This is a genomic window from Hymenobacter glacialis (assembly GCF_001816165.1).
Taxonomy (GTDB): domain Bacteria; phylum Bacteroidota; class Bacteroidia; order Cytophagales; family Hymenobacteraceae; genus Hymenobacter; species Hymenobacter glacialis.
This window is the reverse complement of record NZ_MDZC01000045.1, coordinates 45,617-60,528: the sequence shown is the minus strand read 5'-3', so window position 1 is coordinate 60,528 and position 14,912 is coordinate 45,617. Positions and strand designations below refer to the sequence as shown.

Annotated in this window: 10 protein-coding genes; 3 read left to right on the top strand and 7 right to left on the bottom strand. The window is 61.8% G+C overall.

The window, feature by feature from the left end; translation table 11 throughout:
- Positions 1-36 precede the first annotated feature (36 nt).
- Positions 37-2,211: a bifunctional alpha,alpha-trehalose-phosphate synthase (UDP-forming)/trehalose-phosphatase gene (locus tag BEN48_RS04445; RefSeq protein WP_070733317.1), complete on the bottom strand. Its 2,175-nt coding sequence runs from the start codon at positions 2,209-2,211 to the stop codon at positions 37-39.
- Between the two features lie 349 nt (positions 2,212-2,560).
- On the bottom strand, positions 2,561-3,418 hold the full coding sequence (locus BEN48_RS04440) for an SMP-30/gluconolactonase/LRE family protein (RefSeq protein WP_070733316.1): 858 nt from the start codon (positions 3,416-3,418) through the stop codon (positions 2,561-2,563).
- Positions 3,419-3,638: 220 nt separating this feature from the next.
- Here BEN48_RS04440 and BEN48_RS04435 point away from each other — a divergent pair, with 220 nt between their 5' ends.
- Positions 3,639-5,105 carry a phytoene desaturase family protein gene (locus BEN48_RS04435; protein ID WP_070733314.1) on the top strand — a complete coding sequence of 489 codons (1,467 nt, stop codon included), beginning with the start codon at positions 3,639-3,641 and terminating at the stop codon, positions 5,103-5,105.
- A gap of 177 nt (positions 5,106-5,282) precedes the next feature.
- On the opposite strand, the gene BEN48_RS04430 is transcribed toward BEN48_RS04435, so the two are convergent.
- Positions 5,283-7,925, bottom strand: a complete 2,643-nt coding sequence (locus BEN48_RS04430; protein WP_241502173.1) for an alpha-L-rhamnosidase-related protein — start codon at positions 7,923-7,925, stop codon at positions 5,283-5,285.
- A 230-nt stretch (positions 7,926-8,155) separates the two neighbouring features.
- Between BEN48_RS04430 and BEN48_RS04425 the strand changes: the two genes are divergently transcribed.
- Entirely contained in the window at positions 8,156-8,584 is a 429-nt protein-coding gene (locus BEN48_RS04425) for a DUF4174 domain-containing protein (protein WP_158010098.1), read from the top strand.
- Between the two features lie 9 nt (positions 8,585-8,593).
- On the opposite strand, the gene BEN48_RS04420 is transcribed toward BEN48_RS04425, so the two are convergent.
- From BEN48_RS04420 to BEN48_RS04410, 3 genes are all read right to left on the bottom strand, one after another.
- Positions 8,594-10,507 carry a DUF294 nucleotidyltransferase-like domain-containing protein gene (locus BEN48_RS04420; protein WP_070733311.1) on the bottom strand — a complete coding sequence of 638 codons (1,914 nt, stop codon included), beginning with the start codon at positions 10,505-10,507 and terminating at the stop codon, positions 8,594-8,596.
- A gap of 103 nt (positions 10,508-10,610) precedes the next feature.
- Complete coding sequence (locus BEN48_RS04415; protein WP_070733309.1) at positions 10,611-11,324, bottom strand: 3'-5' exonuclease; 714 nt, start codon at positions 11,322-11,324, stop codon at positions 10,611-10,613.
- A gap of 82 nt (positions 11,325-11,406) precedes the next feature.
- Positions 11,407-12,435, bottom strand: coding sequence for a LacI family DNA-binding transcriptional regulator (locus BEN48_RS04410; RefSeq protein ID WP_070733307.1), 1,029 nt, complete (start codon positions 12,433-12,435; stop codon positions 11,407-11,409).
- Between the two features lie 327 nt (positions 12,436-12,762).
- Between BEN48_RS04410 and BEN48_RS04405 the strand changes: the two genes are divergently transcribed.
- Positions 12,763-13,635 carry a hypothetical protein gene (locus BEN48_RS04405; RefSeq protein ID WP_070733305.1) on the top strand — a complete coding sequence of 291 codons (873 nt, stop codon included), beginning with the start codon at positions 12,763-12,765 and terminating at the stop codon, positions 13,633-13,635.
- 117 nt (positions 13,636-13,752) lie between these two features.
- On the opposite strand, the gene BEN48_RS04400 is transcribed toward BEN48_RS04405, so the two are convergent.
- On the bottom strand, positions 13,753-14,805 hold the full coding sequence (locus BEN48_RS04400; protein ID WP_070733303.1) for a UDP-glucose--hexose-1-phosphate uridylyltransferase: 1,053 nt from the start codon (positions 14,803-14,805) through the stop codon (positions 13,753-13,755).
- Positions 14,806-14,912: the final 107 nt, after the last annotated feature.

Below are 14,912 nucleotides of genomic sequence, written 5' to 3'. Positions count from 1 at the left end.
ATTTAGGAAAATCCCTAAACAATTGAATTTTGCGGCCTAAATAAGGCGGCGCAAGAGCTTGCGCACCTCGCCGCTATTGTCTACCGAGTAGCGGGCCAGGGAACGCGGCGCGCGGCCCACCTTCACGGTGTAAGCGTCGGGCGGCAGCGCTGCAAAAGTGTCTTCGTCGGTGCGGTCGTCGCCCAGGGCCAGCACAAAATCGGGTTGGGCCATGCCCAGCCAGCGTGCCGCCGCCGTGCCTTTGTTGATGCCGGCGTTCTTTATTTCGATAACCTTGTTGCCCTCCATCACCTGCAGCTCGGCATTGGACGTCATGAAGTTGAGGTGGTTGATGAGGTCGCGGGCCCGCGCGGCGCCCAGCTCGGCGTCGGCGCGCCGGAAGTGCCAGACCAGCGAGTAGTCCTTCTCCTCGATAAAGGAGCCGGCCGTGCGGCGCACGTACAGTTCCAGAATGGGGCGCAGCTCCTGTTTCCAGTCGGCGCGCAGCTCCTGGAACAGGTGCCACTCCAGGCCGGCCTGGCGCAGCCACACGCCGTGCTCGGCAATAAAGTCGAGATGCAGGTGGCCCAGCCAGCGCTGCAGCGTGTCGCGGTCGCGCCCGCTGATGATGACCACCCGGTTGTGGGGGTTGGCCGCCAGCATCGTGAGCAGCTCCAGCAACTCCTGGTCGGGCTGGGCGCGCTGGGGGTTGTTGTGGAAACCCACCAGCGTCCCGTCATAGTCCAGCAGCAGCAAGCGGCGCGTTGCGGCCTCGTAGTCGCCTAGGAGTTGGTCGGTGGCCTCGGCGTCGAGTTCGTTAGTGGTCATAGTGTGTTGCTTTACCTTGCTATGAGCCAGGCGGTCCATAAATAGCCGCGTCCACGCAAATACGTCGTACTGGCGCACCAGGTCCTGCATGTTGGACATGCGGGTTATCTGTTCATCTTCGGGCATTAGTAGTGCCTCGTTCAGGGCTTCCACCAGCTGGTTGGTGCTGGTGGGGTTGATGAGCAGGGCATCGGACAGCTCCACGGCTGCCCCGGCCCGCTCGCTGAGAATAAGCACCCCGCGCTGGTGGGTTTTGCTGGCAATAAACTCCTTGGCCACCAGGTTCATGCCGTCGCGAATGGGCGTGACCAGGGCCACATCGGCCAGGCGGTAGAGCGACACCAGCTCATCAAATGGGAACGAGCGGTAGAAGTAATGAATGGGGTTCCAGCTGATGGTGCGGTACTGGGCGTTGATGCGGCCCACCAATTCGTCGATTTCCTCTTTCAGGGCCGCGTATTGGGCCACCTGGTCGCGGGAGGGCACTACCACCATCAGCAGGCTCACCTGCTCGCGCCACTCAGGGTATTGCCGCAGGAGCTGCTCAAAAGCCAGCAGGCGCTGGGCAATGCCTTTGGTGTAGTCCAGCCGGTCGATGGACAGCACCACGCGCACGTCGCGCAGGGCCTCACGGTAGGCGCGCTGGTGCACCTCCACTTCCGGCGAGGCGGCGGCCAGCTCGTAGCGCTGGTAGTCGATGCCCATGGGAAAGGCATCGACCAGCACGGTGCGCGTGGGGGTTTCAATCTGGCCATTTTGAATGCTCAGGCCCAGCATCCGCGACACCGCGCTGAGGAAGTGCCGCATGTACCCGAAGGTATGAAAGCCGATGAGGTCGGCCCCGAGCATGCCCCGCACCAGGTCGGCGCCCCAGGGCAGCACCCGCAGCAGCTCGTAGGACGGAAACGGAATGTGCAGAAAGAAGCCAATGGTGGCCTGGGGCCGCGCCCGGCGCAGCAGCTCGGGCAATAGCAGCAGCTGGTAGTCCTGCACCCAAATGGTGTCTTCGGGGCCGGCCAGCGCCAGCACAGCTTCACAAAATTTCTCGTTAACCGTCACGTAAGCCTGCCACTGCTCGTCGTCGTAGGTGGCAAACTGCGTGAAATAATGGAAAGTGGGCCAGAGCGTGGAATTGCTGAAGCCCTCGTAGTAATCCCGGATTTCGTCTTCGGTGAGAAAGACCGGGGCCATGCTATTGGCACGCAGGCGTTTGGTCACGGTTTGCCGCTCGGTGGGGTCGTCCACGAACAGACCCGGCCAGCCCACCCACACGTTGTTTTCGCTGCGGTAAATAGAGCCCAGGCCGGTAGCCAGGCCGCCTTCACTGGGCTGAAACTCCAGGCCTTCGTCCGTGCGATTGACTTTCGTAGGAAGCCGATTGGATACGATTATAGTTCTTGACATTAAAACAAGAACGCTAAGAATTGCCTGGGGTTGGGCCGAACACGCGGTTATTCGTCTCTCCAAATGGCTACAGCAAGCGCTAGCTCAACCACACACCCGGCGCAAAACACAACCTTGGCGCCCAGCCCCAAGAGGCACATGCAGCAGCTTTATTATTGGCAGTCATGCCCTTGCCAGCAGTAGCAACCCCGTTAGCTTTGAGGCTGCACCCGGCAGATTCCAGCACCGTGAGGGCAGTGGCACCGCACAGCAAAATTCCCCGGCCTATGGGCTAGGCCTGGCGGGCAGCACATCGGGTACTAACGGGCTTGGTGCCGGGGAGTGGGGCAGATGGCAGCATCGCAATTCCTCAGCGCGCCGTGGCCCGGTACAGCCGCCCCTTCTCATTACTGATTACGAAAGTAGAATCAGTAAGAAAAACCAGCGCCTCGGCCTGGCCCGTGGTGGGCAGGGGCCGAAACTGCTTGGGGCCATCAAACAGCCGCTGGCCGGGCTGCCGGTCAAACAGAAACACGCCGCCGTAGCTGAGCAGGGCCACGGTGCGACCGCTGGGGCTAATGTCGGCGGCCGTTACGGGGCGGTTCAGGCGGAGGCTGTCGCGCAGCACGGCCACGTGGCGGCCGGGGCGGGCGGGCAGGGTGTAGTGCTTGGTCCACTGCTGCCGGCTGCGGTCTTTGCTGAACAGGTGCAGCGTGTCGTTGTGCCAGAAAAACGCTTCGCAGTCGAAGTTGCGGCGGCTGCGGGGCGGCGGGAAAGCCATTTGGTCGGGGTAGCGAAAGGCAACGGTATCGATTACGGGATGGGCCGGGCCCGTCCGCAGCCGGTAGATGGCCAGGTCCTGCCGCTGGTTGGTGTTGTTGCCAAAATCGCCGATGTAGTAATACCCGACCGGGTCCTGGGCCAGGTCCTCCCAATCGGTATTGGGTTGGGGCGCCAGGTCCAGCACGCGCCGGACGGTGCCCGGCAGCGTGACGAGCGTGAGGCGGGCGGGCGTGCCGCCATCGCCGTGCACCCACAGGCCGCCCAGGCTGTCGGCCCGCGCCAGGCCCGAGCTTTCGCGCAGCGCCACCGGCAGCCGCCCCACCCGGTGCACGGCATAGCGGGCCCGGCCAAAATCCCCCCGGCCGTGGTTGGCAGGCGCCCCCAGCAACACCGTGTGCAGAAACACCAGCACCGGAAAAAGGGCATCGCGCAGCAGCTCGGGCATGGGCAGTGGGTTTGGTTGCGTTATAAAATGAAGCACCGGTAGAACGTAAGGCCACCGGAAAGTGACGAGAAATGGCGGGGTTTGCGCCACTATTCGATTTTCGCCCCCTATAATTCTGCTCTCCTTTATCACTTCCGGCCACAACAGACGCTGCGCGCAGTTTCTTTACGTAAACGAGTAGAATACCTGTTTCCTCTCTTCAAACCAGACAGCCCTCAGCTTGACGAAGCGCGATTTTGATGCGGTAGTGGTGGGCTCCGGCCCCAACGGCCTGGCGGCGGCCATTACCCTGCAACAGGCCGGCCTGTCGGTGCTGCTGCTGGAGGGCAAGGACACCGTGGGCGGCGGCCTGCGCACGGCCGAGCTCACGCTGCCCGGCTTCCGGCACGACGTGTGCTCCGCCATTCACCCGCTCGGCGCGGAGTCGCCGTTCTTCACCACGCTTCCGCTGGCAAAGCACGGACTGGAATACCTTTACCCGCCAGTGGCGGCCGCGCACCCCCTGGACAACGGCACGGCCGCCATTCTGGAGCAGTCATTGGCCGCCACAGCCGCCCGGCTGGGCACCGACGCGCCGGCCTACCAGCACTTGTTAGCGCCCGTGGTGCGCGACTGGGAGCGCCTCGCGCCGGCCATTCTGGGCCCGTTGCGGCTGCCCGAGCATCCACTGGTGCTGGCCCGGTTTGGGCTGAAAGGGCTGCTGCCCGCGCAGCTGCTGGCCAACCTTCACCTGAAAACGCCGGAGGCACGCGCGCTGTGGGCCGGCATGGCGGCCCACGCGCAGCTGCCGCTGGCCAATGTGGCCACGTCGGCCATTGCGCTGGTGCTGTTGGCGCTGGGCCACCGGCGCGGCTGGCCGCTTCCCAAAGGCGGCTCGCAGGCCATTGCCACGGCACTCACGGCGCATTTTATTGCGCTGGGCGGCAAGGTCGAAACCGGATTTCAGGTAACGTCCCTGCGGCAGCTGCCCTCGGCGCACGCGGTGCTGCTGGACGTGACGCCCCGGCAGCTGCTCACCATTGCGGGGCAGCAGCTGTCGGGGCTCTACCAGTGGCAGCTGCGGCGGTACCGCTACGGCATGGGCGTGTTTAAGATAGACTGGGCCCTGGCCGCGCCCATTCCCTTCACCAACCCCGACTGCCGGCGGGCGGGCACCGTGCACCTGGGCAACACGCTGGAAGAAATAGCCGCCGCCGAGCAGCAAACCTGGGACGGCCAGCACCCCGAGCGGCCCTTTGTGCTGCTGGCCCAGCAAAGCCTGTTTGATGCCACCCGCGCCCCCGCCGGCCAGCACACGGCCTGGGCCTACTGCCACGTGCCGCACGGCTCCCAGCGCGACATGACCGCCGCCATTGAGCAGCAGGTAGAACGCTACGCACCCGGCTTCCGGGAGCGCATCCTGGCCCGGCACACCCTCAACACCGCCCAAATGCAGGCCTACAACCCCAATTACATTGGCGGCGACATCAACGGCGGCGTGCTGGACATCGGGCAGCTGTTTACCCGCCCGGTGCTGCGCCTCTCGCCCTACCGCACGTCGGCCAAGGGGCTTTACCTGTGCTCCTCCTCTACCCCGCCCGGTGGCGGCGTGCACGGCATGTGCGGCTACCACGCCGCGCGCCGCGCGCTGAAAGACGTTTTCGGCAAGCGCGTAGAGCTGCCCGATATGGTGCCGCTAGTTCAGTAGGCTGGAGGCCGATATTGGCTGGCGCGCGTCTGCGACGCGTGCTGACTGGCTTCGAGCCTGCGGCTCGCCGGTGAACGACGAGCGACCGTGCTTGGAGAACATTCATACCCGAGCCACAGGCTCGAGGCCAGTGGGCACGCGTCGCAGACGCGCGCCAGCCAGTCGCTAGCAACGGTTCTAATGGGCTTTTCTCACCCGCAGGTAGTCAAGCATGGCTTGATTCACTTCGCCGTTCATGTTCGCATTGGCGGGCTCGTAGGCCAGCGTGAGCGAAGTAGTGCCTTTTTCGAGGCGCACGAGTACGGCGTTGGAGAAGCCCCAGTTGGACCACTCGTCTACGCCGCGCTGGGGCAGCACCACGGTGCCGAGCAGCTCCGGGCCACGGCGCAGGGTGCGCATGGCGCATTTGTTATCCGTGTTGATGGGGCCGTTGCCGTTGGCGTAGCGGAAATCAACCGCGTAAAGGCCGCTTTCGGCCACGGTGACGGGGATGGTCAAGGACTTGTTTTTGGTGAGCGTGATTTCGACGAAGCCCTGCCCGGAGTATCCCTTGTAGGGCTGCGTGCTTTTGGCGGCTACAGTTTCGAGCTGCACTTGCCCGCTGGCCGCGGCGACACCGTATTCCAACGGCTCGCTGGCAAAAGACTCGTGGCCCGCCGCGTTCACGGCCACCACCTGGTATGTCACAAAGCCCGACGCAGCGGGAGGCACCGGCAGTTGCAGCTCCGTGGTTTTGCTGAGAAACCGGCCGTTTTTCAGCACCCGGTATTCCGTGGCACCGGCCACGGCGCCCCACTGCAGCACGCCAGAGGCGGCGGGCGAGGCGATGACCGGCGTTTCGGGCGCAAACGCATTGGCTACACGGTTGACGGCCAGCGCCGGGGGCGCCACGCTGCTAAGCAGGATTTTGACCGTGTGGCGGCCGGTGAGGCTGCCCGGAATGGCCGCGCCCGCCAGGGGCTGGCCGTCGAGGGTGATGCTGCTGATGGCGTTGCCGAAGCCCTGCATGTCGACGTCCAGCACGGCCCGGCGGTACTTGAAATTGCTGAGGCGGCGCTGGCCCTGAAACGCCTGCGGCACAAACGGCCGGAACACCAGCCGGTCGGCCTCCCAATCCATACCAAACAACACCTTGTACACCAAACTCAGGCTGCCTGACAAGCTCCAAAGCATGTTGCTCGAGTTGATTTGGGTGCCGGCGTAGTCGCCGTTTTCGGCCACGTAATTCTCCTTGTTGGTGAGGAACAGCGCGGCGGGCCGGTAGATGGCCGCCATGCTCTCCGTCACGGCCTGCTCGTTGCCGGCCCGGGCGGCGGCCAGAGTCCAGAAGCTCTGCACAAAGGGCCACACGGCATTGTTGTGATACGGCGGAATGCCCGTAATCTGCGGATAGATGCAGGGAATGCCGAAGGCCGTGATGGGCGTTTTGGCCACTACTTGCTGCGCCCGCTCGCCCTCGGCTACGCCAAACAGCACGCTCAGCGCCTCGCCCAGCGCCTCGGCTTTGGGCGAGAGCGTGAGGGCGGTGCGGCCGTAGAGGTACTGGCCGTAGTAGCCTTTTTCGGGCTGCCAGAGGTGCTCGTTCATGGCGTCTTTCAGGTCCTGGGCCTGGCGCTTGTAGCGGGCGGCCGCGCCGGGGTCGCCCAGCTTGCCGGCCATCTGGGCCAGCACCACATGGGCCTGGTAGTGCACGGCGTTGGTGCCCAGGCTTTGGGAGAGGTAGATGTCCACGGGCTGCATCCAGCGCGGGTAGGTCTGCTCGCGCCAGTCCAGAAACGACGACTCGCCGCGCAGCAGGCCGGTGGCAGGGTCGTAAGCATTCTGGCGGTCATCGGCCACGGACTTTTTGATGATGGGGTACACTTTGCGCAGCCAGACTTCGTCGCCGGTAGCCTTGTAGATTTCCCACGCCGCCGCGGCCCACACCACGCGGTCGGTGGAGCAGGGGTAGGCACCGCCCGTGCCCGTGTCCTGAATAATGCGCCCATCGGCTGACACCTTCCGCAGCAGGCTATTCATGGCCACGTTGGGCTGCAGGGTGGCCTGCGCCAGCATGATGCTGTAGCTGATGTCGCGCGTCCACACACCGGCCCACTCTTTACCGGTCCGGAAGGTGCTGTCGGGTTCCACGGCGCGGCGGGCCTCCTCCAGGGCCAGGTTGTAGAGCGCATCGGCCAGCGGATAGTCCGAGGTGTACTGCGGCAGGTCGGCGGTATCAACGGTTTGTTTCCATTGGCTAGCGGTGGTTCGGGCGGCCTGGGGCTGGTTGAGCACCAGCGTCACCTCGTAGATGCCGTCGCCGTCGGGGTCCTTTAGCTCCAGCTCGGGCCGGTTCACCAGGCTGTCGAAATCCCAGCTCAGGGGCGCGGTGCCGCCGGCCACGTACACGTGCCGGAAGTCCTGCTGATAGATTTTATCGCCCTTCACCGTGGTGAAATAGCCTTGTTTTTTGAACGCCGCCAGCACCGGCCGCAGGTCCAGGCGCAGCTTTACGGGCGTGTTGGGGGCCAGGTAGGTGTTGGCGGGCACGAGCCGGCTGTTTACGTAGCGCTGGCCGAAGGTGATGAGCGGCACCTCCACGGCACCGCCAGGCGTGGCCGGCAGGGCCTTCAGCACGTGGTTCAGGCCCGGGACTAGCTCATTGTCCTTGCCATTGAGGCTGAATTTGAACTCAACTTCCGGGCTGGCGAAAGAATTAGCGGGGCTTTGGTAGTCGGAAACCAATTCGGTGGCCGAGATGGCCCGGGCCTCGTACTTGCCCTGCACCACCCGGTCACGGTAGAGCGTATAAGCATCAGATTGCCAGATGGGAGTAGTCATAGCAGCAGTGGCGCCGACCGGGGGATTGGCGGTACTGCACGCAGCCAGCAGACTGGTAGTCAGTAGGCAATAGATGGTCAGACGGCAAAAGGACATACGGAACGGAAAAAGACAATGCGGACTTATGGGGTGCAAATAACAGCAGTATTCTGGCTGCTGTGCCGGTCAGCCAGGCACAACATGTGGGGTGCCTTCTTCTCTCAAATGCCTGCCGGTGCCCAAATTTTTGTGTGCAATATTCCCTTACTAAACCGCGTGCTCTCCTACTGCTAAGCCTGCTGCCCCTGCTGGGTGCCCAGCAATACGGGTCCGGCAGCCTCGAGCAGACGCTGCGCCGCCACCACTGGCAAAAAAGAGTGCTGCTGGTGGCCGCCCCCACCCCCGCCCACCCCGATTTCAAGGCGCAGAAAGCCCTGCTGGCTACTCGGGACTTCCTCGTGCTTGACGTGGTTTATACCCGGCTCAGTGACGCCGACAAGCAGTTTCTGGCGCAGAAAACCGGCGTGTCGCCCCGGAGCTTTTCCGCCGTGCTCATTGGCAAAGACGGCGGCGTGAAGCTAAAAAGCGCCCGGCCCATGGCCCCCGCCACGCTCTTCGGCACGGTAGACAAAATGCCCATGCGCCGGCAGGAAATGCGGCGCGGCGTGGTGCAGCACTAGCGGCCACCCTCAGCCCAGGCTTTTGGTGAAGCTCACCTTAATCTTGAGCTGAAAATCGGCAATCACCTTGAATATTTCCTTGAGCGTGACCTGCTCTACTTTGGTCAGGCTTTTGGGGTCGAGGTAGTTATCGGGCGTCGCGTTGTCGTTGATAATCTGGGCAGCCTGCTTTTTCAGGCGCACGCCCATGAGGTAGTAGTAGGACTGCAGCAGCTCCTGCGCCTCGCGCTCCGTGAACACGCCCAGGGCTTTGAGGGCCTCCAGCCGCTCGCCGGTGTTGGTGGCAAAAATGCGGTGCTTGAGGGCGTACATGCGCACCAAATCCACGATGGGCGACATGGTTTTCTTGAGGTTGAAGACCTGCTGGGTGCCGTGGGCAAAGGTGCGGATGTTGTTGAAAAACGTGAGCGGCGGCTCGTACTGCAGCGCGTTCACGGCCATGTAGTGGAAAAACCGGTCCGTCGGCTTTTCCAGCTCCACGGCTAGGAATTCGTGCAGCTCGTCCATGATGGTGGCGTCGCCGTAGAGGTGGCGGCAGTCGAAGGAAGCCGCGAACTGCATGCCGGTTTCGGGGTTCGAATCGGCCATCCACTGCACGTAGTTGCGCTTCCAGTGCGAAAGCGAGTGCGTCCACTTCGGGTTTTTGGCCATAAAGCCGCCCTCGCAGTAGCTGAACCCGATTTCATGCAGGCGGTCACTCACGATTTCGGCGAAGCGCAGGAAGTAGGCGCGCACCAGCTCGCGCTGCTCGTTGGCCTTGTCTTCGTAAATAATGGCGTTGTCCTGGTCCGTGAGCAGGGTTTGCTCCTTGCGGCCCTCGCTGCCCAGCACCATGTACACGAACTTGGCCGGCGGCGGGCCCAGCTCCCCTATCGTGTCCTCAATCACGCGCAGGGCAATGGTATCGGACACGGTGGTGATGACCTGGTTCACGATTTCGGGCTTCACGCCGCGGTTCAGCAGCTGGTACACCATTTCCGGGACCTGCTCCCAGCGGCGCTTCAGCTCCGGCACGGCCTGGGCCTGTTTCACCGACTGGATGAAGATGAACGGCGACTGCGCCTGGTCGTCGGTCAGGAGCTTGTTGCGGCTCAACATGCCCACGTATTCGCCGTCGGTTTCCACCAGCAGGTAACGGGTTTTGGTTCGGAACATCAGCAGAATGGCCTCGTACACAAACGCCCGCGAGCTGATGCTTACCACCGGCGCATCCACAATAGTTTCGACTGGCAGCCGGGCGTCGGCCAGGCCGGCCACCACCTTGTCGCGCAGCGTAATGTCGGTGACGTAGCCAATGATGTGGCCGTTTTCGTCGGCATTGGTAATGAAGTAGCAGCTGGTGCGGGCCGCCGCCATGCGCCGGGCTACTTCGTGAATGGGCGTGTAGGCCGCGCACAGCACCACGGGCCGCATTTCAATGGTTTCGAGGCGCCGCGAAAACAGCTGGTCCGATGCCAGGTAGCTGGAGCCGGCGCTGGTGGCCGGCCGCACAAAGTGGGCGTATTCCTCATTCAGCATGCGCTGCCCGTAGCGCGCCGTGAAGAAGTGAAAGAAGCTTTCGTAGCCCTGGCACAGGGCCAGAAAATCGCGGCGGTGCAGGAAATACACGCGGGTATCGCGCCGGGTCAGCACCGTGCGCAGGGACTTTTTCTTGTTCAGCAGCAGCGAGATGCCGCCGTAGCACTCGCCCCGGCGGCTATGTTCCACCACGCGGCGGTTCTGCTGGCTGTCGTAGAAAAAGGTCTCGTATTCGCCGTCCACGATGATGTCCAGGCCGCGCAGCTTGGTGGTATCCTGGTGGTAAATAATGCTTTCGCGGGGGTGGTGGACTTCCTGCAGTCCTTCGGCTACTTCGGCCAGCACGTCTTCCGGCAAGCGGTCGAAGGGCTTCACGGTGCGGAGAAAATCGAGTGATGCGGACATGGGATGACGGGTAGTAATCGGTATAATGCGGTTGTCTGAACGTCATGCTGAGCGCAGCCGAAGCATGACGTTCAGATTTTGCGTTGTTTTTTGGCTTATTTATTCATCCAATCAATAAAAAAGCCAGCAGCACCAACGCCAGGCCAGCAATGAGCAGCCACGCCCCCACCCCCACCTTTATTCGTCGCTTGCGCAGCTTAGCACTACTGATGCTTTGCAGGCCCTGCAGGGCCACGGTTTTGGGGGTGATGGTGCCCTGGCGCTGCAGCTCGAAGAAGCAGCGGGCCGTGGCGTAGGCGTCGGCTAAGGCATCGTGCTGCCGGGGCTGGGGCTCGTGAAACAAGCGCTGGTGCAGCTCGCTCAGGCGCAGAAAGCCTTGGTTGGCGTGGCGCACCAGCGGGCCCGTGGCCCGCATGGTGCAGAAGGTGGGCAGGTGCTCCAGCGGGTTTTGCAGGCCCGCGCGGTAAAACCCCACGCCCACCATGTGGAAATCGAGCTGCAGGAAGTGCGCCACCACCAGCGGGTGGTACTGCAGCAGGTCGCAGTGCAGGCGCTGCATCACGGCGTGGCGGGGCTTGCCGTGCTCCCGCAAAAAGCCCAGCGTGAGGCCGTGCACGCTGCCCGAAGCCGGGCTCATGTCGTAGTCATTGGGCTGGATGTAGTGGTTCTCGGCCTTCACTTCCTGCCCGTCTTTGGTGTACACTACCCAGGCCAGCTGCGCGATGTGCGGCCAGTTGTCGCGGCTGGAATACGGCTTGTTCCAGTCGCGCGGAATGCCCGAGGTTTCGGTATCGACGAACAGCAGGTATTCTCTCACGGGGCCAGTAGTAGTGAACAGTGAACACGCTAACCCAAATGAACGTCATGCTGAGCTTACCGTTCATTACACAGTTTGGCCCCTACTCCTGCCGACAGCGCGACGACTCGCGCACCACCAGCTGGGGCTGCAGCAAAATTTTACGGGGCGATAGCTGCGTGGGCCGCTCCTGCACCATTTCCAGGAGCAGGCGCACGGCGGCCCCGCCCATCTCCTCGCAGCGCTGGTCGACGGACGTGAGCATGGGTTCGGTGAACGAGGCGAAGGTTTCGTTGCTGAATCCCGTCAGCGCAATATCCTGCGGTATGCGCAGCTGGTGCTGCTTGAGCACCTGCAGGGCCCCCACGGCCGAAAAGTCGCTGGCTGAAAACACGGCATCGGGGCGCTGGGGCAGCTGCAGCAGCTCCGTCATGCTGCGCATGCCGTCTGCCAGGGTCATGTCGCCGAACACCACCAGCTCCTGGTCGAAGGGTACGCCGTGGTCGTGCAGCGCCTGGCAGTAGCCGGCGTAGCGGTTTTTGTAAATATTGAGGTGCTGCGGGCCGCCAAAGTGGGCAATGCGCCGGCAGCCCTGCTCCAGCAGGTGCTGCACCGACTGGTAGCCGCCCTGGTAGTCGTCCAGCACCACCGCGCTCACGTTCACGCCGTCCAGAATGCGGTCGAAAAACACCAGCGGAATGTCGCGCTTGCGCACCTTCTCAAAGTGCTTGAAGTCGTGCGTGGTGCGCGCCAGCGACACCAGAACGCCATCGACCTGCGCGTTCATCAGCGTTTCGATGTTCTTCTGCTCGTGCACGTAGTCTTCGTTCGACTGGCACAGCATCACGTTGTAGCCGGCCTTGTTGGCCACGGCCTCCACGCCCTTTATCACCAGCGCAAAAAAATGACCGTCGATGTGCGGCACAATGACGCCCAGCGTATTGCTGCGGCCCTTGCGCAGGGCGGCCGCCAGGTGGTTGGGCTGGTAGTTGAGCTTTTCGGCCAGCTTCCACACCCGCTTGCTGGTGGCTTCGCTGATGCGGGAATGGCCGCTCAGCGCCCGCGACACGGTGGAAACGGCGAGGTTCAGCTCCTTGGCAATGTCCGAGATGGAAGTGCGTTTCGTGGCCAAAGGAGTAAGGTGAAGCGGGTGTAAGTGCTCAAAAGTACTGGTAACCGAGCGGGTGTGGGCACGGCAGCATGCGTGCTTGTAGGCCGACGTATAGTTGGCAGTATTTGGCCTACAGCTGGCCGCAGTCTAAGCGCAGCGGCGACTGCGCGCCAATCGTGAATCGAGTTTGCAACTCGCCTTGCCGGTAGCATCCCTGCGGGCGAGTTGCAAACTCGCTTTCATTGACGGCACGCAGTCGCCGCTACGCTTAGACTGCGGCCAGCGTGTAGAGCAAAGGGAGTTTACCTTGCCACCTTTAAATTGCCCTTTTGTCTACCTTGAATGTAAATGTATTTATTAATCAATTACGCATCAGCCGCTACGACTGAGTATACCCCTGATGTCTTTCTGTTGGCAGCCTCTTGCTTACCGCCCGACCGACACCAAGAGGCCGTTGCAATCGATGGCCTGCGAATGATTTTTCAGACTCTAGAAGAAGCTTCTATTCGGCTTGACAGCAAGTTGTCAGAGCTGAAAACCAACCCCTTTACAAAGGAGCCTAATATGACAATTTCCCATGAAGAGCAGATTGCTTATACCTCCATCATGGCCGAGGTGTGGATAGTCATTGATAATATCAGGCGAATTGAGCTTTTAATAAAGTTCATTCCCAATGTTGCTACTTCTCTCGCAGGAGCTGAATTCCAAGAGGTTCTCAAGGAAATAAAAGATTTACGGGATTCTTTGCATCACATCAACGAACGGGTAAATAAATACTTCGCGGCTAGAGGGGAATCAATTGTTGGGAATATATTTTGGCGCTATCGCAAAGCTCCAGGCATCACAGAGGAATTAAACTGTTTGATGTCTGGCATCCGACGCATTAACGTTGGCACCATTCACATGGGACAGCCTCAGGAAGAGCGTTTTTTAGAAAGATTGGGTAATTATGACTTGCGGATATCCTACGTTAGGGACCCGTGGAATCCGGTCACTAAAAAACGAACTGGAAAAATTGAGGAAGTCGAAGTCAATCTCGAAAATGCTATTCAGGTTGTTAACCGACTGATACTTTTTGTTCACCATAAGTACATCAAATTCTGCCAAAAGGCCCTTGCAACTCCAGGGTTCAAGACAACTGCCATAATGTTTCCAACAGTTGTTGGTATCGGATTGAGGCAAGAAGCGTGGGATGCAAAAAACCCTCCAGCCGTCAAATAGACTCGATGCAGCGGGATTAGGCTGCGATAGGGAAAGGCTTTCACTTTCATTGGTGGCACAAAGTCGTCGCTGCGCTTAGACTGCGGCCAGCTATACGGCCGGTCTGTGACCACTGCGCTACTCCGCCGCGCCCTTATAATGCACTTCCGACAGTCCGCGCAGGCGCTCGGCGCTGAACTCCGGGGTGATGTCGCGTTGCGGGTCGCCCAGCATTTCGTAGCCCACCATAAATTTGCGCACCGTGGCCGAGCGAAGCAGCGGCGGGTAGAAGTGCATGTGCAGGTGCCACTCCGGGTGCTCCTCGCCGTCGGTGGGGCGCTGGTGCAGGCCGGACGAATACGGAAAGGAGATGTTGAATAGGTTGTCGTAGCGGATGGTGAGGCGGCGCACGATGTCGGCTAGGCCGTCGCGCTCCTCGGCCGTAAGCTGGGCAATGTCCTGCACCGGGCGGCGCGACACCACCAGCGTTTCGAAGGGCCACACCGCCCAGAAAGGTACCAGCACCACGAAATGCTCATTTTCGAGCACCACCCGCTCCTGCTTTTCCAGCTCCAGCTTCAGGTAGTCGCTCAACAGGGTGCGGCCATGCTCCTGGAAGTAGGCCAGCTGCTGCGCGCCTTCCTTGGCGGGCTCGCCGGGCACGGTGCGCTGGGCCCAAATCTGGCCGTGCGGGTGCGGGTTCGAGCAGCCCATCACCGGGCCCTTGTTCTCAAAAATCTGCACGTAGTTGATGTCCGGCCGGGCGCCCAGAGTTTGAAATTCCTCCACCCACAAGTCCACCACGCTGCGAATGGCGGGCACCGTCATTTGGGGCAGGGTGAGGTCGTGGCGCGGCGAGAAACAGATGACGCGGCAGATGCCCGACTCCGCTTCGGCCCGCAGCAGTCCGCCTTCGTTGATGCCGCCGGTGGGCACATCGGCCTGCAGGGCGCCAAAGTCGTTGTTGAAAACGAAGGTGGATTCGTACGCGGGGTTTACCTCGCCGCCCACGCGGCTGTTGCCGGGGCAGAGGTAACACGTGGGGTCGTAGGCGGGGCGGTCATCCGGCCCGGTTTCTTCTTCCTGGCCCTGCCAGGGCCGCTTGGAACGGTGCGGCGACACCAGGACCCATTCGCCCGAAAGGGCATTGAAGCGGCGGTGAGGGTGTTCGGTGGAATCGAAGGAGGACATAGGCAAAGTGTGTTTATTGCGATAAGAGAACGTCATGCTGAGCTGGCGGCTGTCATGCTGAGCCTGCGAAGCATCCTGTCACCGACGAACATTTGTGCTGACCTGAT

What these genes read in the sequence shown, in the direction of transcription:
- BEN48_RS04445 (WP_070733317.1), bottom strand. Translation starts at nt 2,211, where the DNA reads ATGTCAAGAACTATAATCGTATCCAATCGGCTTCCTACGAAAGTCAAT.
- BEN48_RS04440 (WP_070733316.1), bottom strand. Translation starts at nt 3,418, where the DNA reads ATGCCCGAGCTGCTGCGCGATGCCCTTTTTCCGGTGCTGGTGTTTCTG.
- BEN48_RS04430 (WP_241502173.1), bottom strand. Translation starts at nt 7,925, where the DNA reads ATGACTACTCCCATCTGGCAATCTGATGCTTATACGCTCTACCGTGAC.
- BEN48_RS04420 (WP_070733311.1), bottom strand. Translation starts at nt 10,507, where the DNA reads ATGTCCGCATCACTCGATTTTCTCCGCACCGTGAAGCCCTTCGACCGC.
- BEN48_RS04405 (WP_070733305.1), top strand. Translation starts at nt 12,763, where the DNA reads ATGTATTTATTAATCAATTACGCATCAGCCGCTACGACTGAGTATACC.
- BEN48_RS04400 (WP_070733303.1), bottom strand. Translation starts at nt 14,805, where the DNA reads ATGTCCTCCTTCGATTCCACCGAACACCCTCACCGCCGCTTCAATGCC.